This window comes from Vibrio alfacsensis (assembly GCF_019670485.1).
Taxonomy (GTDB): domain Bacteria; phylum Pseudomonadota; class Gammaproteobacteria; order Enterobacterales; family Vibrionaceae; genus Vibrio; species Vibrio alfacsensis.
In genome coordinates this window covers 628,644-649,783 of the sequence record NZ_AP024166.1, presented here as the reverse complement: position 1 = coordinate 649,783, position 21,140 = coordinate 628,644, and the positions used below count along the sequence as shown (strand labels likewise).

Annotated in this window: 19 protein-coding genes; 10 read left to right on the top strand and 9 right to left on the bottom strand. The window is 43.0% G+C overall.

What is annotated here, in order from left to right; translation table 11 throughout:
• Positions 1-101 precede the first annotated feature (101 nt).
• Positions 102-1,553, top strand: a complete 1,452-nt coding sequence (gene focA / locus VA249_RS17355) for a formate transporter FocA (protein WP_221071987.1) — start codon at positions 102-104, stop codon at positions 1,551-1,553.
• A gap of 125 nt (positions 1,554-1,678) precedes the next feature.
• Here focA and VA249_RS17350 read toward each other — a convergent pair whose 3' ends face one another.
• The 3 genes from VA249_RS17350 to VA249_RS17340 form a co-directional block, all read right to left on the bottom strand.
• Positions 1,679-2,248, bottom strand: coding sequence for a YceI family protein (locus VA249_RS17350; RefSeq protein WP_221071985.1), 570 nt, complete (start codon positions 2,246-2,248; stop codon positions 1,679-1,681).
• On the bottom strand, positions 2,245-2,784 hold the full coding sequence (locus VA249_RS17345) for a cytochrome b (RefSeq protein WP_221071982.1): 540 nt from the start codon (positions 2,782-2,784) through the stop codon (positions 2,245-2,247). The genes VA249_RS17350 and VA249_RS17345 overlap by 4 nt, the downstream gene beginning before the upstream one ends.
• Before the next feature lie 163 nt (positions 2,785-2,947).
• Entirely contained in the window at positions 2,948-3,190 is a 243-nt protein-coding gene (locus tag VA249_RS17340; RefSeq protein WP_128812875.1) for a DUF2164 domain-containing protein, read from the bottom strand.
• Positions 3,191-3,321: 131 nt separating this feature from the next.
• On the opposite strand from VA249_RS17340, the gene VA249_RS17335 reads away from it, so the two are divergent.
• The gene (locus VA249_RS17335; RefSeq protein WP_128812874.1) at positions 3,322-3,954 is read left to right on the top strand and encodes a hypothetical protein; all 633 of its coding nucleotides are present in this window, start codon (positions 3,322-3,324) and stop codon (positions 3,952-3,954) included.
• Positions 3,955-4,369: 415 nt separating this feature from the next.
• Here the strand turns inward: VA249_RS17335 and VA249_RS17330 are convergent, their stop codons facing one another.
• The 5 genes from VA249_RS17330 to VA249_RS17310 all read right to left on the bottom strand — a co-directional run bounded on the left by VA249_RS17330 (position 4,370) and on the right by VA249_RS17310 (position 10,410).
• Positions 4,370-5,623: a DEAD/DEAH box helicase gene (locus tag VA249_RS17330; protein ID WP_221071980.1), complete on the bottom strand. Its 1,254-nt coding sequence runs from the start codon at positions 5,621-5,623 to the stop codon at positions 4,370-4,372.
• Between the two features lie 75 nt (positions 5,624-5,698).
• On the bottom strand, positions 5,699-6,295 hold the full coding sequence (locus tag VA249_RS17325; protein WP_221071970.1) for an acyl carrier protein phosphodiesterase: 597 nt from the start codon (positions 6,293-6,295) through the stop codon (positions 5,699-5,701).
• Between the two features lie 870 nt (positions 6,296-7,165).
• The gene (locus VA249_RS17320; protein ID WP_221071968.1) at positions 7,166-7,828 is read right to left on the bottom strand and encodes an HAD-IA family hydrolase; all 663 of its coding nucleotides are present in this window, start codon (positions 7,826-7,828) and stop codon (positions 7,166-7,168) included.
• A gap of 197 nt (positions 7,829-8,025) precedes the next feature.
• On the bottom strand, positions 8,026-9,777 hold the full coding sequence (locus tag VA249_RS17315; protein ID WP_221071966.1) for an HD domain-containing phosphohydrolase: 1,752 nt from the start codon (positions 9,775-9,777) through the stop codon (positions 8,026-8,028).
• 123 nt (positions 9,778-9,900) lie between these two features.
• On the bottom strand, positions 9,901-10,410 hold the full coding sequence (locus tag VA249_RS17310; RefSeq protein WP_221071964.1) for a flavodoxin: 510 nt from the start codon (positions 10,408-10,410) through the stop codon (positions 9,901-9,903).
• A 213-nt stretch (positions 10,411-10,623) separates the two neighbouring features.
• Between VA249_RS17310 and VA249_RS17305 the strand changes: the two genes are divergently transcribed.
• The 4 genes from VA249_RS17305 (at position 10,624) to glgC (ending at position 16,168) form a co-directional block, all read left to right on the top strand.
• A complete protein-coding gene (locus VA249_RS17305) occupies positions 10,624-11,097 on the top strand; it encodes a CreA family protein (RefSeq protein WP_221071962.1) in 474 nt (157 codons plus the stop codon).
• Between the two features lie 130 nt (positions 11,098-11,227).
• Positions 11,228-12,532, top strand: a complete 1,305-nt coding sequence (locus tag VA249_RS17300; RefSeq protein WP_211917355.1) for an inosine/guanosine kinase — start codon at positions 11,228-11,230, stop codon at positions 12,530-12,532.
• 247 nt (positions 12,533-12,779) lie between these two features.
• Positions 12,780-14,528 (top strand): formate--tetrahydrofolate ligase, encoded by a 1,749-nt coding sequence (locus VA249_RS17295; protein ID WP_221071960.1) that lies wholly within the window; start codon positions 12,780-12,782, stop codon positions 14,526-14,528.
• Between the two features lie 425 nt (positions 14,529-14,953).
• Positions 14,954-16,168 carry a glucose-1-phosphate adenylyltransferase gene (glgC, locus tag VA249_RS17290; protein WP_221071957.1) on the top strand — a complete coding sequence of 405 codons (1,215 nt, stop codon included), beginning with the start codon at positions 14,954-14,956 and terminating at the stop codon, positions 16,166-16,168.
• Between the two features lie 154 nt (positions 16,169-16,322).
• Here the strand turns inward: glgC and VA249_RS17285 are convergent, their stop codons facing one another.
• Positions 16,323-17,201 carry an AraC family transcriptional regulator gene (locus tag VA249_RS17285; RefSeq protein ID WP_221071955.1) on the bottom strand — a complete coding sequence of 293 codons (879 nt, stop codon included), beginning with the start codon at positions 17,199-17,201 and terminating at the stop codon, positions 16,323-16,325.
• Positions 17,202-17,405: 204 nt separating this feature from the next.
• On the opposite strand from VA249_RS17285, the gene VA249_RS17280 reads away from it, so the two are divergent.
• The 4 genes from VA249_RS17280 (at position 17,406) to VA249_RS17265 (ending at position 21,113) form a co-directional block, all read left to right on the top strand.
• Positions 17,406-18,554 (top strand): iron-containing alcohol dehydrogenase, encoded by a 1,149-nt coding sequence (locus VA249_RS17280; protein ID WP_221071953.1) that lies wholly within the window; start codon positions 17,406-17,408, stop codon positions 18,552-18,554.
• 195 nt (positions 18,555-18,749) lie between these two features.
• Complete coding sequence (locus VA249_RS17275; RefSeq protein ID WP_128812867.1) at positions 18,750-19,484, top strand: amino acid ABC transporter ATP-binding protein; 735 nt, start codon at positions 18,750-18,752, stop codon at positions 19,482-19,484.
• Between the two features lie 3 nt (positions 19,485-19,487).
• Positions 19,488-20,285: an amino acid ABC transporter permease gene (locus VA249_RS17270; RefSeq protein ID WP_221071952.1), complete on the top strand. Its 798-nt coding sequence runs from the start codon at positions 19,488-19,490 to the stop codon at positions 20,283-20,285.
• A 9-nt stretch (positions 20,286-20,294) separates the two neighbouring features.
• On the top strand, positions 20,295-21,113 hold the full coding sequence (locus VA249_RS17265; protein WP_128812865.1) for a transporter substrate-binding domain-containing protein: 819 nt from the start codon (positions 20,295-20,297) through the stop codon (positions 21,111-21,113).
• Positions 21,114-21,140 lie beyond the last annotated feature (27 nt).

Below are 21,140 nucleotides of genomic sequence, written 5' to 3'. Positions count from 1 at the left end.
CACCGCAATACAAAAACAAGTAACACATTCATTTTCGGGCACTAACTGTTTCGATTTATTCACTAAGGAGTTTCTATGGAACCACAAACTAAGGAGTCAATATGGCGGTGACCAACTCTCAAAATCACCAGTATTTCTCACCAAAAGAAATGATGGCTGAAGCTGAGAAGTTTGCCCTTAGCAAAGCAAACAAAACCAGTGGTATGACGCTAGGTTTAGCAATAATGGCAGGCGCATTTATCGGTTTGGCATTCTTGTTTTACATCACAGTGACAACAGGCAGCGCTGACGCAGGTTGGGGCCTTAGCCGACTTGCAGGTGGTTTGGCATTCAGTATGGGTTTGATACTCATCGTTATTTGCGGTGGTGAGTTGTTTACCAGTTCAGTGCTCTCAAGCATCTCATGGGCAAACAAACAAATCTCTTTTGGCAAGATGCTGTCGATTTGGGGCAAGGTTTATGTCGGTAACTTTATCGGTGCGATGTTCTTACTTGCATTGGTAAGCGCTGCAGGCTTGTACCAAATGGATGCCGGTCAATGGGGTTTAAACGCACTGAACATTGCGCAACACAAGCTTCACCACACGTTAGTACAAGCGTTTGCACTGGGCATTCTATGTAACTTGTTGGTTTGTCTTGCAATCTGGTTAACGTTTAGTTCAGCAAACGCAATGACAAAAGCAGCGATGACCATCCTACCCGTTGCAATGTTCGTAAGCAGTGGCTTTGAGCACTGTGTAGCAAACATGTTTATGGTACCGCTTGGCATCGTAATCGCGAACTTCGCACCAGAGTCATTCTGGACTTCAGTCGGCGTATCGGCTTCTCAATACGCAGATCTAAGTGTTGGCCACTTTATCACAGCAAACTTGATTCCAGTGACACTTGGCAACATTGTCGGCGGCGCAGTATTGGTTGGCTTGGCCAACTGGTGTATCTATCGCCGACCAGAACTTAAAGCAGCAAACGTTTCATCAATCACAAACACTACAAAACTCACGTCAGTTAAGGAAAGCATTATGAAAAACGCATCAATTGTAAAAGAGATCATGAACCCGAGCCCAGTTACTCTGAGCGTAGAAATGCCAGTTTCAACTGCACTAGATACCCTATTGGACAACAATCTAATCAGTGCTCCTGTTGTTGACATCGAAAACCGTTTGGTTGGTTTCTTATCTGCTCATGACGTAATGGTTGAATTGTGGTGCCAAGATTACATCCCAGCACAAGAACAAAAAGTGGTCGACTTGATGAGCCGTGACGTTGTAGCTATTGACGCTAGTGACCGTTTAGTGGACGTGGTTGAGTTTCTATGTATCGATAAAGAGCAACTATACCCAACAACAAGCATGGGCATGGCAACTCGCTTTACTTCTCTTTCATTAGAAGAGCGTGCAAAAAGCATGAAAGTAAGCAAGCCTCAAGTATTACCAGTCCTCGAGAACGGCATCATGGTTGGTGTGGTAACGCGTAACGAAGTTCTAAAAGCATTACGCCCTGTTTACGGTGAGCGTCTAAATCTTGTGGAAGATAAAGTTCTAGAAACAGCATAAAACAATTACAACGAATAACTATCAACTAACAAGAAAAGTTGGCACCAATAAAAAAGCGCTCTTATTTCAGAGCGCTTTCTTCATTTATGTTGTTAAGAACGAGGTATATCGTTAGGAAGTAGAAGTTACTTCTTCACACCTTCAATGTGCAGTTCCATATCAACGTAGCTAGAAGAGCCCATCACAGGAATTTCAAAATCAGCAAGTTCTAGACGTGTTTGGCCAATGAAACCAGCACGCTCACCGCCCCAAGGATCATTACCTGCACCAACAAACTCCGCTTCAATCGTGATTGGTTTCGTTACACCATGAAGAGTAAGGTCACCCGTTACGTCTAGTTTACCGTCACCTTTATCTACAACTTTTGTACTCTTGAACGTCGCTTCGCTGTATTTGCTTGCATCAATAAAATCGCCGCTGCGGATGTGCTTGTCACGTTCAGCATGGTTTGAGTCAAGGCTTGTGGTATCTACCACTACGTTTACTTTAGAGTCAGCGATGTTGTTTTCATCAAAAGAAAAGTCACCAGAAAATGTATTGAAACGGCCTTTGATGAAACTGTAACCTAGGTGACTTACTTTAAAGTTGATCGATGCGTGTGCACCTTTGGTGTCGATAACGTAATCTGCAGCGTTTGCGCCGAAAGGCAGTGCCATTGCGATTGCTAATCCTGTAGCGAAAAGTGACTTTTTCATTTTGAAGCTCCTAACATTTTTCTTAATGTGTTGTCTTTATCGATAAAGTGATGTTTGAGTGCGGCAGCAGCATGCAAGCCTGCCATAAGGATCACAGCCCAGGCTGCATAAAAGTGAACTTCACCGGCAATATCGGATTGATTCGGGAACAATTCCCCTGCACCAGGTACCGTAAACCAGTTGAAAACTTCGATTCCTCGACCATCCGAAGTAGAGATTAAGTATCCAGAAATAAAGATAGTGATAAGTAACAAATACATCATGCTGTGTGCCGCTTTTGCCGCAAGCACTTCAAAAGGCTTACCCTCTACGCTTGGTGAAGTCGTAACCTGCTTCCATATGATACGAAGCAAAGTGAGAGCTGCTAATAACAGACCAACTGAACGATGGTAATGCGGTGCTGTACGATACCATTCGCTGTAGTAACCAAGATCAACCATCCACAACCCAACAGCAAACAAACCAATGATGCATAACGCGGAAAGCCAGTGCATGACTCTAGCGAATAAGTTGTAGTTCTTTACTTGTGTATCCATCTCACGATCCTAGATTTCTTCCTAAGTATATGTTGTGCAAGAAACACAACATTAACCGATTTACTTTGTGTGAAACAGATTATTTACCATCATTTACATCTAACCAACAACACTCATTCAAACAACATGTTCGAAATTTTAGAATGAGCCACAAAATGTGTGCCTATAATTGGACTTCTTGCTCTATTTCATACAACTCATCCGTCATTTCTAACATCCGCTTTTCAATCACAGACTTGGCATCTTCAATACCTTTGTTGTAATAAAGAGGTCCAAGTTTTTCAGTGACAAAGTCAATTAAGAACTCACTATCAAACTGACCAATCTCTATACTCAGTTCATCTTGCATGTAATCTTGAATCGCGTTTGCTAATGCCTCTTTTTGAGAACGCTCTAATTTAATCATTTCATTCCTCTCACTTTGCCATTCATAAATTTGATGTTTAGATCAAGAAGTTGCTTATCTTCGTTAGTCTATCTTTAAAAGACTATGCTAACCTTTCTCCGCCTAATTTGTTAACCGTTAAGGGATATTCTTTGCTACTCGACTTAGTCATTCAAAGTGTCAATGATTTTCAGGACGACTGTCTCAAGCTCTGTGAAAAGCATTACCCTGCGGTGCACAACCAAGGCATGAGTGAACACCACCTCGGACTCGCATTTGCAAGACGAATGGAACACACTTTCCGTCACTTTGGATACAGCAGTATTATCAAACCCATTGAAGTACTCGAATCACCAGACCTCCCTCATCACTATCGTATTTCTTCAGAAATTGGCACGGTATGGGTATTAAGCCATCATCTGGTAAGTGCTGGACACTCTTGTCGTGAAAATTTGTTGGCGACGATCACCGAATGGCAATGTGAGTATGGTTACGCACTGCAACCCAATGATCTGTTGTTTTTAGTGAGTGACCATTGGATGAGCCGAAGTAAAACGAGTCGCGAATTGTTGCACTGGTGGATGGGTGCATTGCCTGACCCAATCAATGAATACACAGAGCAAGGTATTACCTTGTACACCAGTGAATCGCAGCTGACGCAATCGTTAGAAAAACGATTTAATATTAGCCCATGCTACATCAAATTTGGTCACCCGTTACGTCGTTCTAATAAGCAACAGTTGGTAAGGAAATATTTGCAACTGTACGCGGTCTTACAATGGTAATACGCTTAACGAGCTAACACCGTCATTACTGAGCCAGCACCCTTGTACAGAAGCGAACATTCAAAGACGCAGTATTTGACAAACTGAAACCCAATATCAGCAACATTGAATGAGCCGAAACCCTCTTTCATTAAGGTCGTTGAATGCAACCATCTTGAATGTAACCATAGGCATTATGTCAACTTGCGCGGTTCCGAAATTTATAAAACGACTGGCATTAATGCTGCTTGTCATTCGCCAAGTATCTCAAAGCGCTTGTCTCAGCGAGAGTAACTTGGCTTTTAAAGGCATCGCCGATTAGAAAAGAATAAAAAAATACCCAAGTGACATGACGTGACTTGGGTATCTCTAAATAAGGTCTGAATTAGTACAGGTAATTGAATCAATCAAAGCATTTGATAACGAACATCACCTTTTATTTTCGGCTTTTTCCGCGGTTTTTGTGAATCGCTAATTTTGCTTTCATCTTACGCTTTTCAGCAGAACGGCTCTTACTGCGTCCACCATGATTACGCTCTGGTTCAACCTCTTCAATCAGACTCGGCTCAAAGCCCGCTAACCATTCTTGAGGAAGACGCTTGTCCAACAGATTCTCGATCGCATGAAGCAAGTATTCTTCGTCACGACTCATTAAAGAGACCGCTAAGCCCGATTTACCCGCACGGCCAGTACGGCCAATTCGATGCACATAATCTTCCGCTTTGAATGGCATATCAAAATTAACCACTTGCTCAAGCTCTTGAATATCAAGACCGCGAGCAGCAACATCAGTGGCAATCAAAGCGCGAACTTTACCGCTCTTAAACTCATCTAACGCACGTTGACGAGCTCCTTGAGATTTGTCTCCGTTAATCGAAACCGCTTTAATACCATCCAATTTGAGCTCTTTAGCCAGTTCGTCACTGCCCTGCTTGGTTTTGGTAAACACCAACACCTGCTGCCAGTTACGAGAGCCAATTAAGTAAGCAAGTAACTCGCGCTTACGCTTTTTATCAACGGGATAGACCATTTGCTTCACGGTTTCTGCCGTGGTATTCGCTGGAGAAACTTCGACTTCAACCGGCGAGTCCATGAGCTTGTAAGCGATGGTTTTAATGCGTTTTTCAAATGTCGCAGAGAACAACATAATTTGACGAGTTTGCGGTAGACGACGCAAGATTCTTTGTAAATCTGGCCAAAACCCCATATCAAGCATTCGATCTGCTTCATCCAATACAAGCGTTGTTGTTTTTGAGATGTTTACATTGCCGTTAAATAGATGATCAAGTAAACGACCAGGTGTCGCAATCAATATATCTGCGCCGTCATTTAACTTACTCTTCTGAACCCCAATGCTAGTGCCACCATACACACACACAATTTTAAGATCGGTGTTGGCTGCGTATTGGGTTAGATTATCAAACACCTGTTGAGCAAGCTCACGAGTCGGAACCAAAATCAAAGCTTGAGGCGTGCCATTTCGCTGTTTTTGCTGAACCGACTGAATAATTGGTAAACCAAAGGCTGCCGTCTTACCCGTACCGGTTTGCGCTGCAGCTAGCAGATCTTTCCCTGCCAATACATGAGGAATTGACATTTCCTGTACTGGTGTTGGTGACACGATATTCAAACCGCTTAGGGTATCAACAAGCTGTTGTTCAATGCCAAGATCAGCGAAATTAACGGACATGATAAACCTCATAATTTTTGGAGCGCAGAGTTTACCAGAGCGATATTGTTCATACTACCTTTAGCGTTATCCAAGCTAAGAATTCATCAGTTGTTGATGATATTGATAAGCTTGCGCTAATACGTCTTGATAAAGTGGTGAAAACTTGGACTCTAATTCTGTATATTCGTTATCTAACACTTCAAAGGTTGTGGTCAGGTCTGCCATTCTTGGGCTTCGTTGAGACATTCTGTGAAGCGCAAATTCAATGTTTTGCAACTCGCGGTAGGATTGAAGCCAACCTCCCTGCCACATTCGGCTATGAAGCAATAAAAATCGCGATGGTAGGTCTTCAGATATTTGTTCGTTCACTTGCGAATAAGCATAACGAACAAAAGTATCTAAAGGTTGATCGCTAAACGATTGCCAATGCTTGGCCAAGCAGTGATCCCAAAACATATCTAGAGCAATGGGCGCGAATCTTCGAGCCACTCCGGTAAAGAGTGGCTTGCATTCGTTAACGATGGAATGATGATCGGTGATGCGATCAACAAAGCGATGCAATTTGATGCCATTGGAAATCTCTGTTCGATATTGCTTGCTTGGATCTCCTTTTACGAAGTCTCCAAGCAAGTTTCCCATCAAATGGCTATGACATTGTTCTGCGATATGCAGGTGGGCTAAAAAGTTCATTAGACGCGGTAAATGGCCTTTGGGCTCGTCTTACATGAACTTAGTATAACGTCTGTAGTGACGCGGTGAGAGTACTAATTGTACTTATTCGGCTTCATCATCTGAGCCAAGGTAATCCGACAGGTTAATACCAATTTCAAGTGCATCAAGCATCTCTAGGCATTCGTCGTTATGGTATTGGTCGCTCATGTGACCTCCTTATTTACAACTCATGAAGCAAACTTGCTTCGATATTACTGCCATCCAATTTTATTCGATGACAGTTACTCCTTTTATAGCCTTTATATGACACATTCATGACAGCGAGAAGTAAAGATTTAGAAAGCTATGACAGAAATCATAAGTAAACGATTGCAATTGGTCGAATAACGAGTTTGAGTGGTAATAAAAATACGCTGCTAGAAGCGTTCTATTTATAAAAATTGGAGATAACATAGAGAAAAAAGGCATTAAATTTGAAGTGTATCGAATTATCACCTCGTATTTCATGAAAGCGTGTTTTACCACCCTAACATTCGGCTATTCTTATTCTCGCCAAACATTTTTGCTGCTGGTGATAAAAAATATGAATAACTACAAAGACCCTACAAATAATACTGAAAACATTCAGTGCCCACTTTGCCAATGTGATGAATATATGATTTCGTCCGATGGTGAAAAATTTACTTGTGCCTCTTGCGGGTTCCACACGAAAAACTTCTCATCGATAAGGTGCTTACACTACACACCTTACTTACAGACTAAATTTAAACATATCCATGCTTTAAGTAAGGTGTGCCACTAAACAAAATAGTAAGTGAATAAAGTGAATCAGTAAATGCAAAGGGCGTCTCTGCAATGAGCTAGCCCTCGAAATGAACTAGCCCCGCGCTAAACAGAGCAGCCTACTAGCTGCTCTTTTAGTTCGCTTAAATGTCCTATTTGGGACACACGACTATCTTGCACTAAGGTGATCGGCATGCCATTGTAAAGCTGAACGGTTCTTACTCCAGCATTTAACCCCGCCTCTACGCCCTTTGGGGTGTCATCTACATATAAGCAGTCACTCGGCAAAAAACCCATGCTCATTGCGCTATACATAATTAGATCGGGTTCTGGTTTCCAGCTATTGGTGTCAAATGCTGAGAAGATCTTACCTTTGAAAAACCTCAAGAGCCCAGTCAATTCCAGAGAATATTCAATTTTATCTTTAGGGCCGTTTGACGCGACGCAATACTCAATTTGATGAAAATCTAAAAACTTAATCAATTCATGCGCGCCATCCATTGGCATTAGGTGACGCACGAAAAGGGCTTGCAGCACATCTCGATATTGAGGTTCTAAAACATCAATTGAAACATCAATATTCATCAATTCTTTAGCATCTGACAAAATATCCGCGAGTTTACCTCCCTTAAAATGAGCCACACACTCATCTAAAGGAATATCAGCCCCATACTGACTAAATACATCAACTAAGGCTTGGCAACACAACCGCTCGCTATCAACCAACGTACCGTCACAATCAAATATGACACATTTTATATTGTCCATAGCATGCCCCTCTGACGTCTAACAATGCTTCATTCTTCTAATTATTCCATCATATTAAACTTTAAAGCGCTTTAAACGTGAGAGTTGGCATTTCACAAAAGTAACATCGTAGAATTCGTATTTTTTCACACAAGATCACCTATTAGAGCGTAAAGTGCCGAAAATCTGTGACATAAAACACAGCACAATTCGCGTCCTTAGTTGTTATCCGGAAATGCAACACGAACTTCCATAAAATCATCAAGGTTATCAAGTACTAATTGACACAGCTCAGGGTCAAAATGATGGCCTTTTTCTGAATCAAGATATTCAGACACCTTCGCGATAGACCAAGCAGGCTTGTAACAGCGTTCATTGAGCAATGCATCAAATACATCCACAATAGACACAATTCGTGCAAAAATATGGATGTCATTGCCAGCTAAACCACTCGGGTAACCCGTCCCATCCCAGCGTTCATGGTGCTGGTGTGCAACAATGGCAGCAAGTTGAGTGACATCACCAGAGCGCAAATTCAAAAGTTCATACCCTTTTACAGTATGCTGCTTCATTATTTCCCACTCTTCTGCTGTCAATTTTCCCGGTTTCTCAAGAATTGACTCTGGAATAGATATCTTACCAACATCATGCATTGGACTAATAATCTCGATAAGCTCAATTTCGCGGTGGCTCAATCCGTAGAGTTTCGCAAGTAAAGAAGACAGTCTTGCAACACGTTTAACATGCTGCCCCGTCTCTCCGGATCGCGACTCTATAGCCTCACCTAATACGGTAATCATTTCTTTTTGGACCGTTAATGTTCGTTTTTGTAGCGAAACAATTTTGCGATTTTTTCTATCAATTTCTTTTCGATGACGAATAACAGCAAACTGGGCAACAATAATCAGTGACAAAATCACGATCATGGCACAAGCCGCCAGTAACAACTTTAAGTTAACTTTCATCGTTGGAGGGGGCGTATTGATAATATGAGCCGACTCCGGAATATCATATCGATTGATGTCATAACGCTGTAACGCCGCATAGTCGAGTACCGCTTCTGACATCTTCTCATCAGTCGGGAGCTGCATGGTAACGCCAAGCTTAAACGACATTAATTCGGCTGCTTTCTGGCCAATCTCTTTAGACCGATTAACAAAGCCCCCTAAAATGCCCTCTTCATTCAAATACATTTCCCAAAGTACAAATACAGGCGCTGCACTATTTAATCCAATATCGTGGGCAATATCTTGATAGGAGTGATAGATCCCTTTATCTAGTTCAGTATTGAAGTGTGTTAATAAAACGGCATCATTGGCGTCGATTTGCGATAACTTAGACGATGCTTGTGCTAATGTTTCATCTCTTAACGCGATCAAGTTGATTCTTGGGTATTTAGCCATTTCGGCCTTGACCCTTTGATAAATTAATTCGGAAGTTAAACTTCGGTCGGCAAGGTAATAAAGATTCTTTATTTTTGGTCGCAGACGATTAATTAGCGTCACATTTTCTTTGACACGATCATACTCGTAAAGAATGTCACCATTGGTGCTTAAACTATCAAGAGAAGCTTTGGTATTGTTTATGCCCACCGCCACCAAAGGTGTTTCACGTCTTGAGTTTGGCAGGTAATGTTCAGCAAACAACAGCGCAGCATCATCAGAAATGATAATGCCATCAAATTGATAATCTTGGTATTTTGCTTCTAGATAATTGGCCATCTTTTGGAAATAGCCATCCGAATGCACTCGTTTCGCATCCAGATATTCAATGGATAATTTTACATGACTATTTGTGTATTGAAATCCGTCTTCAATACCACTTTGAATATCACTCGTCCATTGATAGGATGGCTCATAAGAATGCAGAACCAGAATTTTTTTGATTTCCCAATCAGAATCATGTGCATTGACTGCGGCCGTCCCTAGGCACAAAGATAGAGCCAATAAACGCGTCAAACGCTTGTGCATGTTTTACCTAGCCGAAAGATTAAATTGTAGAGTTCGGGTCGAGTCCAAAAGGACTCTCCGCTACCCTTAACAATCACCAAGTATTTGATTTGTTAAAGCCAAGAGAGAATATTATGAACTCAATCACATTTCGAGCACGATTGTCTCACACAATTTTTTCTCATCATGAAGTTTTTTTGCTAAATCCACGGCAAACTGGCGCTTGTCTAAACTTTGAGACGATGCAATATCTGAAATAAGTGTGTTTCCCTCGTAGTGGCTCACAATAGCAGCACCCACTGGTTCTCCATCATTAAAACCAACATACAATTCAAAGTCTGGGTCTAAGATAATCTGGCTCAAGTATTCCACAATCATATCTTGATCATGTTGAGTCGACCAACGTTGGGACTGAAGCACTGAGAACATCACCGTCAAACGATGGAAATCAACCAAGAAAATGTCGTCGTTTTGTAATGCACGAGCACTTTCAATGAATAGTTCATCAGGAAGCACATCGTATTCCGCTTCTTCCAATGAAAGGAAGTATGCTTGACGCCCCTCAAGACTCTCTTTGGTAGGGAACTCCACTTCGACAAGTTCATGAAGCCATGCGTTTTTGCGTTTGATGATTTCTAATTGCTGTTCGTTCATTTTATTACCTTAACTGCCACATGATTGGAGGTCTGCAGCGAGTATAGACGGGATGTTGGCTACGATAATGAGCGCTCCCCGATATGCGACGGTACATTATCATGAAGACTCTTACAAACCTAGCTAAACTCTTGAGTGAACGCCAAATTTTGTTTTAACTGCATCTGTCTGATAAATTGTTCCAATATATTTGCCTATTTAAGGGATGAAAACATGAAAAAACGCTTGCTTGCTTTAAGTCTGCTTACTGTTCTTGCCGGGTGTGGCAACAATGAAGTCGGTGACGTATCGCTTGGTATGTTTACGATGAAAGACATCAAAATCGGACACCTACAAGATGAAGTTGTCACTGGCGTCACTTGTCACATTGCATCTATTGAGGCGAACTTAAGCCTTTCCGATCCGAGCGACAGTTCTATCTCCTGCCGCCAAACTGGTGATATTACGCCTGAAATGATTGCTAAGATCGACAAAAGTAAGTCTGGTGAAGTGGTCTTCAAAAAATCTAAAAGTATCTTCTTCAAAACAATGAAAGTAAGACGCATCTATGATCCAGAGAGCCAAACTCTACTGTATTTGTCCTACACAACCAAAGAAACCGAAGGTAGCTTTAAACACAGTTTGTCTACTGTGCCACTTTGGGGAACGAAAGCTTACACCCAACCGGCTGAATTAACATCAAACTAGGTCTTATTTGTTCATAAAAGCATCAGCTCGCTGAAAATTTCAGCGAGCAAATTTCTTTGCAAATAGGACAACGAATTTCATTTTTTTGTGATACAATCCCGCCTCTTTTTTTTCTCAATCAAGAACAAGCATGAAGTTTCCTGGACAGCGTAAATCAAAACACTACTTCCCAACTCACGCTCGAGATCCATTAGTTAACCAAATTCGACAAACGCCTAAACTGTATCGTCCAACGATTGTCGGTGTTGGCCAAACCATCGTAGATATTGAAGCGCGCGTAGACGACGACTTTCTAGCGAAATACAACCTAAGCAAAGGTCATTCTCTTGTTCTTGAAGAGAGCAAAGCAGATGCACTGTACGAAGAGTTAGTTGAAAAAGGGCTGATTACACATCAATACCCTGGTGACACTATCGGAAACACATTACACAACTATTCAGTACTAGCAGACAGCAAATCTGTGCTGCTGGGTGTCATGTCGAAAAACATTCAAGTCGGCTCGTTTGCATACCGCTACCTATGCCGCACCTCTTCTCGCATGAACCTAAACCACCTACAAACAGTAGACGGCCCTATTGGTCGCTGTTACACGCTCATCACTCAAGACGGTGAACGTACTTTCGCGATTAACGAAGGTCACATGAACAAACTGTCTCCTGAAAGTATTCCTGAAGAAGTCTTCCAGAAAGCGTCTGCGCTTGTTGTATCGTCTTACTTAATGCGTGGCAAAGAAGAAGATCAGATGCCTCAAGCAGTGCAGCGTGCGATTGAGTTTGCTAAAAAGCATGACGTGCCAGTTGTCCTTACTCTAGGCACCAAATACGTTATCGAAGGTAACGCTAAGTGGTGGCAAGAGTACATTCGAGACAATGTATCCGTTGTTGCAATGAATGAAGAAGAAGGCGCTGCGCTTACTGGTGAAACGGATCCACTCGCGGCGGCAGACAAAGCACTTGAATGGGTTGATCTTGTATTGTGTACCGCTGGACCAAATGGTCTTTACATGGCAGGTTACACTGATGAAAAAGTGAAACGTGAAACCATGCACGACATTCTTGAGGGCTCAATCGACGAATTTAACAAATTCGAATTTAGCCGTGCGATGCGTAAAGACGATTGCCAAGATCCAATGAAAGTATATTCACACATTGGTCCTTACCTTGGCGGTCCACTAGAAATCAAAAACACGAACGGTGCTGGTGATGCCGCACTCTCTGCGCTTTTGCATGATATGGCTGCCAATTCTTTCCACCAGAAAGAAGTACCAAACTCAGAAAAACACGAAGTTCGTTGTTTGACGTATTCATCTCTTTCTCAAATTTGTAAATACGCAAACCGTGTAAGCTATGAAGTACTCACTCAGCACTCTCCTCGCCTATCACGTGCCTTACCAGAAAGAGAAGACAGTCTTGAAGAGACTTATTGGGATCGCTGATATTTAAGCATTTCTAGGTATATCTGTTTGAAGGTCACCATTTGGTGGCCTTTTTGTTTTGATCTAGCGCAGTGTTTGGTGTTTTTTGTTATCATGTAGCACGCTAAGGCGCATGAACTGCTTTACAGCTCACATTTTACCAGTATTATTCTCGCGCAAACGTTTGCGCAACAGCTTGCCATCAAATTTTTTCTCTTCCGGTGGCGATTGTTGATTGCTACGTGTTAGCCATTTTTTTGGAGTATCCATGCTGTCTGATATTGAAATTTGCCGAAACACACCGTTGTCTTCGATTGAAACTGTTGCCGCAAATGCCGGCCTTTTACCACACGAATTCGATACACACGGAAAACACAAAGCTAAAGTTCATCCCCAATGCCTTGAGCGCCTTAATGACAATCAAGATGGGAAATTAGTACTGGTCACTGCCATTACCCCTACCCCACTAGGTGAGGGAAAAACGGTAACAACCATTGGTCTTTCGCAAGGCCTCGCTAAAATCAATCAATCGGTCATGGCCTGCATACGCCAACCTTCAATGGGACCTGTATTCGGTGTCAAAGGAGGCGCCGCTGGCGGTGGTTATTCTCAAGTCGCGCCAATGGATGAATTGAATCTGCATCTAACTGGCGACATTCATGCTGTCACTGCGGCCCATAACCTTGCTTCTGCAGCAATAGATGCACGCGTCTATCATGAGCTGCGTGAGGGGTTTGAAGCATTTGAAGCAAGAACAGGGCTGAAAGCGCTAAAAATCGATGTAGAGCGTATTACATGGAAACGTGTAATGGACCACAATGATCGTGCACTCCGTATGGTTAAAATCGGTTTGAACGAAGATGGTAAAACCATTAACGGCTTTGAACGCGAAGAAGGGTTTGATATCTCGGCGGCATCCGAGTTAATGGCAATCCTTGCCTTAGCAAAAGATTTAAAAGATCTTCGTCAACGAATTGGACGCATTGTTGTCGCTTACAACCTTGATGGCATTCCAGTAACCACAGAAGATCTCCAAGTTGCAGGTGCAATGGCGGTAACGTTGAAAGAAACCATCGCCCCAACACTCATGCAAACACTCGAGGGCGTTCCGACCCTGATCCATGCTGGACCATTTGCGAACATTGCTCATGGAAACTCATCCATCATTGCTGACGAAATTGCACTAAAACTTTCCAGTTACGTTGTCACTGAGGGTGGTTTTGGTTCAGATATGGGGTTTGAAAAGGCATGTAACATTAAAGCTGCAGCTGCAAAAAGAGCACCAGATTGCGTAGTTATTGTTGCGACGCTACGAGGACTAAAAGCAAACTCAGGCCTCTATGACCTCCGCCCAGGAATGGCAATTCCAGATTCAATCTTTGCGTCGAATCATGAGGCCTTAAAAGCGGGATTTGAAAACCTAAAATGGCATATCAATAATGTTCATAAGTATGGTCTTCCTGCTGTCGTCGCGATTAACCAGTTCCCACAAGACTCTGTCGATGAATTACTCGAATTGAAATCGCTTATTCACACTTTCAATCCCGATGTTAAAGTGGCTGTAAGTACCGCTTTTGCTAATGGCGGAGAAGGTGCTGTTGAGCTTGCGCAGTACGTGGTAGAGACATGTGAGACATCATCAAATTTCCTTCCGCTTTATCAAAAAGAGCAATCTTTAATAGAGAAACTCATGGCGGTGTGTGAAGTCGGCTATGGTGCATCAAATATTGAAATGAGTGAATTAGCCAAAGCTCAACTGGCTCATTTTGAACAACTTGGATTTGATGATCTCGCGGTTTGTATCGCTAAAACACCACTCTCGATTACCACCGATTCCGCTGTAAAAGGCGCTCCGACAGGTTTTAGTGTTCCAATTCGTGAATTACGTTTGTGTGCAGGAGCCGGTTTCGTTTATGCACTATCTGGCAGTGTCATGACCATGCCAGGCTTACCGGACAAACCGGCATTCATGAATTTAGACCTTGATGATTTCGGAAATATCATTGGCTTATCGTAGATTGCGCCGATAGTGGTCATTTGAGACGAGTTCACCATTCAATACCACCCTTTTTCCGACACCTCCATTCAAAAAAATAGGAGCCATCAGCTCCTATTTCTCCCAAAAAAGTCAAAACCTATATTTAATAATTCATTGTTTATAAAACACTTTACATTGTAAATTTAAGAGCGCTTATGTTGCGCTCCTCTGATCTCCCCAACATGGTGCATCAAAATTGCACTCTCGCTCTAACATAGTGCAAAAGAACAATCCATAAACCTTAAAACTATTGAATTTATTGACTAAATTCGCTGGCTCGATTCTTGTACTAATGTTTATAAACGTCATGGACATTTAACAGCGTCAGTCGTAGGCAGGCAGTTGGCTACTCCTCAAGCTATTTAGCTTCTTAGAAAGGCGCACGAAAAATAAAAGGGAATATTATGCAAGATGCACTCGCTGTAATTTTAGCAGGAGGGATGGGCTCGAGACTTAGCCCTCTGACTGATGACCGCGCAAAACCTGCAGTACCGTTTGGCGGGAAGTATCGTATTATTGATTTCACACTAACGAATTGTCTTCATTCAGGTTTAAGGAAAATCTTAGTTCTTACTCAATACAAGTCACATTCGTTGCAAAAACACCTAAGAGACGGTTGGTCAATTTTCAATCCCGAACTTGGTGAATACATTACCGCTGTCCCACCCCAAATGCGCAAAGGTGGTGCATGGTACGAAGGCACGGCAGATGCGATTTATCACAACATGTGGCTACTCACTCGCAATGAAGCAAAGTACGTTGTTGTTCTTTCTGGCGATCATATCTATCGAATGGATTATGCGGCGATGCTTGAAGAGCATAAAGAAAATGGTGCCAAGCTCACCGTCGCCTGCATGGATGTGCCTGTTGAAGACGCTTCTGCATTCGGTGTTATGGGTGCTCACGAAAATGGATTAGTTTATTCATTCATCGAAAAGCCTAGCCAACCACCAACGCTTGCTGATGACCCATCAAAGAGTTTGGCTTCAATGGGTATCTACATTTTTGATATGGAAGCACTAAAACAAGCACTTGAAGAAGATTCGAAATTAGAAGATTCTAGCCACGACTTTGGTAAAGACATTATTCCGAAACTCATCGACACGGAATCCGTGTACGCATACAAGTTTTGCGGCAGCAAAGGACGAGTTGATAAAGACTGTTATTGGCGAGATGTGGGAACCATTGATTCTTTTTATGAAGCAAATATGGATTTGTTAGAGCCGGTCCCCCCTATGAATCTTTATCAACCAAATTGGGGCATTAGAACATATGAAGCGCAATTTCCACCAGCGAGAACCGTATCATCCGCAACCGGAAATGAGGGCATATTCATTAACTCTATCATCGCGAATGGCGTCATCAATTCCGGAGGTTCCGTACAACACTCTATCATCGCAGCAAATGTGCGTATTCAAGACAGTGCGACAATAGTCAACAGTATCTTGTTTGACAATGTTGAGGTTGGTGAAAACTGTCAACTGGTCGATTGTATCATCGACAAGCATGTACGGATTCCACCACATACTAAAATTGGTCTCAATAAAGTTGACGATGCGAAACGATTTCATGTGTCAGAAAAAGGAATTGTTGTTATCCCTGAGGGGTATGAGTTTTGATCCTCGCTTCCAGATAACGGCTTAACGTCATCAGCAATCCACAAGAAACTAAATCGCGCGATTTCGATTGCGCGCTTTCATGCGCAATTGTGGCAACGGGCTCTCTACCTCCCTTTCGCCACAAACACAAAATACACGCTTTACAGTCTACGGTTCATAACTTTGCAGCGCGCGGCGTCTCATTAAAATGTCGTTTATATTCGCGACTAAATTGAGAAGGGCTGCTATAACCAACAAGACGCGCGGCATCGTTAACTCTTCTACCCTCGATCTGAATCAGTTCTCGCGCTTTGTTTAATCTTACTTTTTTTATGTACTGCAAAGGAGATTCAAGTGTGACATTGCGAAAAGCTTGATGGAAAGCGGAAATACTCATATTGGCTTCTTCGGCAAGTTCTTGCACGTTTAGTTGCTCATGATATTCCTGATGAACTCGGTTTAATGCTTTCGCAACTCTAGCATAAGCGCCCTCTTGATACGCCAACTCAAACAATACATGACCTGAGTCACTGACAAGCGCTCGATAGACGATCTCTTCGAGTAATAGTTCACCAAGCATTACAACATCAAGCTCATTACACAATGCGATCATTAAGCGCTTACAGGCATCAAGCATGGCATCATTCATTTTCACCGACTTCAAACCACATTGAGAGGCCTCCTCACACACGTTTTTAAATCGGCTTGCTTCTAATTTTTTTACGAGTTTGTGTAACAATGCTGGGGAAATATCAATCGAAATACCAAGCAATGGCTCATTATTCGTCGCGATGGCTTCGCACTCTAGAGGCATTGGGACACCAACCACTAAATAGTCATCTGGCCCATAACGAACGGGCGTTTGCCCTATATGAATATTCTTGTTGCCCTGGCCTAACACAATGATGCCGGATTGATAAACAAATGGCTGTCTACGATTCCCTTGGCTGCTGCGGTAAAACCAAACCCCTTCAATGGCCGTTTCTCTTATTCCCTCTAAATCGTTCATCTTCGCTTTTATCGCGTATTGCTGCATCAATTCTGCAAGTGTCATCGGTGTCGCTCTCTTTTTATCAATACGATTTATCAATGCGTCCTTGCGCACTATACTTCTATATTCGGCTACTGTTCCAGCACCTCCACCCCAAACTTGTAGAAATAGGCAATAAAATTACAGAAATCGACCTACTAAAGGCCATAAATGCATACTAATATGCATGTATTCACAATCCTCACAACGGAAGCAAGAGGTCTAATAATGAACTTTTCATACGTCAACCCAACTCAAATTTTCTTCGGCCAAGGCCAAATCGCGGCAATTAAAGACGCAATCCCAGCCGATCAAAAAGTCCTAGTCATCTATGGCGGTGGTTCTATCAAGAGCAACGGTGTTTATGATCAAGTGACTCAAGCGCTCGAAGGTCGTGACTGGCTTGAGTTTTCAGGTGTAGAGCCAAACCCAACAAAAGAGACACTAGATAAAGCGGTTGCTATCGTAAAAGAGCAAAACGTTGACTTTATCCTAGCTGTTGGTGGTGGTTCAGTTATCGATGGTTCTAAGTACGTTGCAGCATCTGCAAAATACGACGGTGACGGTTGGGATATCATGGTAGGCAAACATCAAGTAACAGTAGCAACGCCGCTTGCTGCGATTCTTACTTTGCCTGCCACAGGTTCTGAATCCAACATGGGCGCAGTTATCACTAAGAAAGAAACCCAAGACAAATTGGCATTTCTAGCGCCTGCTGTTCAGCCGAAATTTGCCGTACTTGATCCAGACGTAATGAAAACGCTACCTGAGCGTCAGCTTATCAACGGTCTGGTTGATGCGTGGGTACACGTATGTGAGCAATACCTAACGCTGCCAACTGGCGCAATGGTTCAAGACGGTTACGCAGAAGCGCTACTTAAAAACCTAAAAGTATTGGGTGATCAGTTCGCGGAGCGCGATAATGACCAATGGCGTGCGAACCTAATGTGGACAGCAAACCAAGCATTGAACGGTCTAATCGGTAGCGGCGTTCCTCAAGACTGGGCGACGCACATGATTGGCCACGAACTGACTGCACTATGGCACGTAGACCACGCACGTTCACTAGCCATCATTCAACCATCACTACTTCGTAATCAAATGCAGTTCAAGCGACCAAAACTTGAACAAATGGGCCGCAACGTATTTGGCTTAGCCGAGGGAGAAGATTTGGCGGAACGCACAATTGAAGCGATTGAAGCGTTCTACCATCAACTTGGGGTTGCAACACAACTTGAGAACTACGGCGATGATCGTGAAACTGCGATCAATGCAGTGATTGACCAATTAAATAAACATGGCATGACGGTTCTGGGTGAAAATCAAGCGATCGATCTGGATAACAGCCGTAAGATTTTGGACTTAGCGGTCGCTTAATACTGACAAGCTTTGTACCAGCAGCATCGTGTATCATTTATACGGTGCTGCCTTATACCGATAGCGTTCAAATCCACGTATTTGGTTAACTTATTATCAATAAACGCTTTTTTTAAGCCACTCGCTATATTAGAGGTGCAATACGGTAATTTAGTTGTTATTGTTAGAAGAAAGTTATTATAAAAGTTGTCAGTTTTGAAAGAAAAAAATACGGTTGTAGAATTTAGCAACGTGAACAAGTGGTACGGTGAATACCACGCTCTAAAAGACATCAATTTTTCCGTACACGCTGGTGAAATCGTGGTGGTTTGTGGCCCATCGGGTTCTGGGAAGTCCACTCTAATTCGTTGTATCAACCACCTTGAATCTATCCAAGAGGGTGAACTCTGCGTCTTCGAACAACCGGCCAATGCTAAAGCTCAAAAACCAGGTAAGATTGGCATGGTGTTTCAACACTTTCATTTGTTTCCACACCTCACTGTATTAGAGAACCTCACTCTCGCTCCCATACGCACATTAAAACTTTCGAAAGCAGAAGCCGAAAAAAGAGCAATGCATTATCTCAAACGCGTCAATATTGAGGAGCAAGCTAACAAGTACCCTATTCAACTTTCAGGTGGTCAGCAGCAACGTGTCGCGATTGCTCGTTCACTTTGTATGGAACCCGACCTCCTGCTGTTCGATGAGCCAACTTCAGCACTTGACCCAGAAATGATCAACGAAGTGCTCGATGTCATGGTTGAGCTTGCACAAAGTGGAATGACGATGATTTGTGTCACACACGAGATGGGATTTGCAAAAAAAGTCGCAAACCGAGTCGTGTTTATGGATGAGGGGGAAATCATTGAAATGAACTCGCCAATCGCGCTGTTTGAGACACCACAACATCCGCGGACACAAGCATTTCTTAACCAAATTTTGAGTTACTAACCTATGGTAATTCGAATCATCAAACCCGTCCTACAAGCAATGTTACAAATTGCCATCCTCTTGGTTGCTATTGTGTGGGTGCTCGATTCTGGTGCTCAAGCTATGGGGTATCAATGGCAATGGGAGCGAGTACCAGACTACATTGCTTTTTATGAAGATGGCGAATGGTGGCCCGCTGAATTGATTGACGGATTAATCGTCACCTTAAAAATCTCTGCGATAAGCCTCTTGTTCACCTTAGTCATCGGTCTAGTGACGGCGCTTTTACGACTAAGCGACTCAAAAGTAGGTAACGCAATTGGCACCGCCTATGTTGAACTCATTCGTAATACCCCACTGCTTGTACAAATCTATTTGCTTTATTTTGTATTTGGCCCTGTGATCGGTTTAGACCGCTTCAGCACCGCCGTGTTGGCGCTATCATTATTTCAAGGCGCATATACGGCCGAAATTTTACGCGCGGGTTTAAATAGCATCCCTAAAGGTCAGCTCGAAGCAGCAAAGACTTTGGGATTATCTCCTTTTTATGCCTACAAAGATGTGATTCTTCCTCAAGTGTTGCAACGCACCTTGCCACCACTGACAAACGAAGTCGTGTCACTAATTAAAAACTCTTCTATCGTCAGCGTGATGGCAATTTTCGACCTGACGACAGAAGCGAGAAACATTGTATCTGAGACGGCGATGCCGTTTGAAATTTGGTTTAGCGTGGCAGCAATCTATCTTGCTCTCACATTATCACTATCTGGTTTATCCGCTTGGCTGGAACATAAACTAGGAGCCAGTTGGCGCAAATTATAAGGAGATAACATGAAGTTATTCAAAGCGACCATCACCGCATTATTAGGGTTAGCGATTGCGTTACCCTCGCTTGCACAAGAAGACGCAACAACCCCAAATGTGGACCAAATTAAAGAGCGCGGCACGCTTCGCGTTGGTATGTCGACATTCGTACCTTGGGCCATGCGTAACAAACAAGGTGAATTGATTGGATTTGAAATCGATGTAGCAAAACGTCTCGCTGCGGATACGGGCTTAAAGGTCGAGTTCGTACCAACTGCATGGGACGGTATCATCCCTGCGCTACTTGCTAAGAAGTTTGATGTCATCATCGGTGGTATGTCAATCACACCTGAGCGTTCCAAAAGCGTGCTGTTTACAGAGCCGTATTCACACTCCGGTGTTCAAGTAGCAGCAAACAAAGAACTGGCAGCTGGCTTTAGCGAGTTTTCAGACTTTGATTCTCGCCGTGTGAAAATTGCCGCTCGCCGCGGTGCGTTCACAGTGCAAGTCGCACGTGAGACATTCCCTAAAGCGAAAATCCTTCAATTTGATGACGACGCTCAAGCATTCCAAGAAGTTCTGAACGGCAATGCTCACGCGGTCATTGCATCCAGCCCTAAACCAGAACATGAGGCGATCAAGCACGCAGACAAACTGTTTATTCCGTTCACTGAGCGCCTATCAAAAGGCAACGAAGCGTTTGCAGTTCGCTTAGGAGAGGAAGACAAAAAAGCCTTCTTTAATAAGTGGATTGAAGCTCGCACCCAAGACGGTTGGCTAGATGAGCGTTACGAGTACTGGTTCTCAACACTCGATTGGCAAGACCAAGTTGCACAAGGTCAATAACCTTTACAGTCACACTAGCTAACGGTG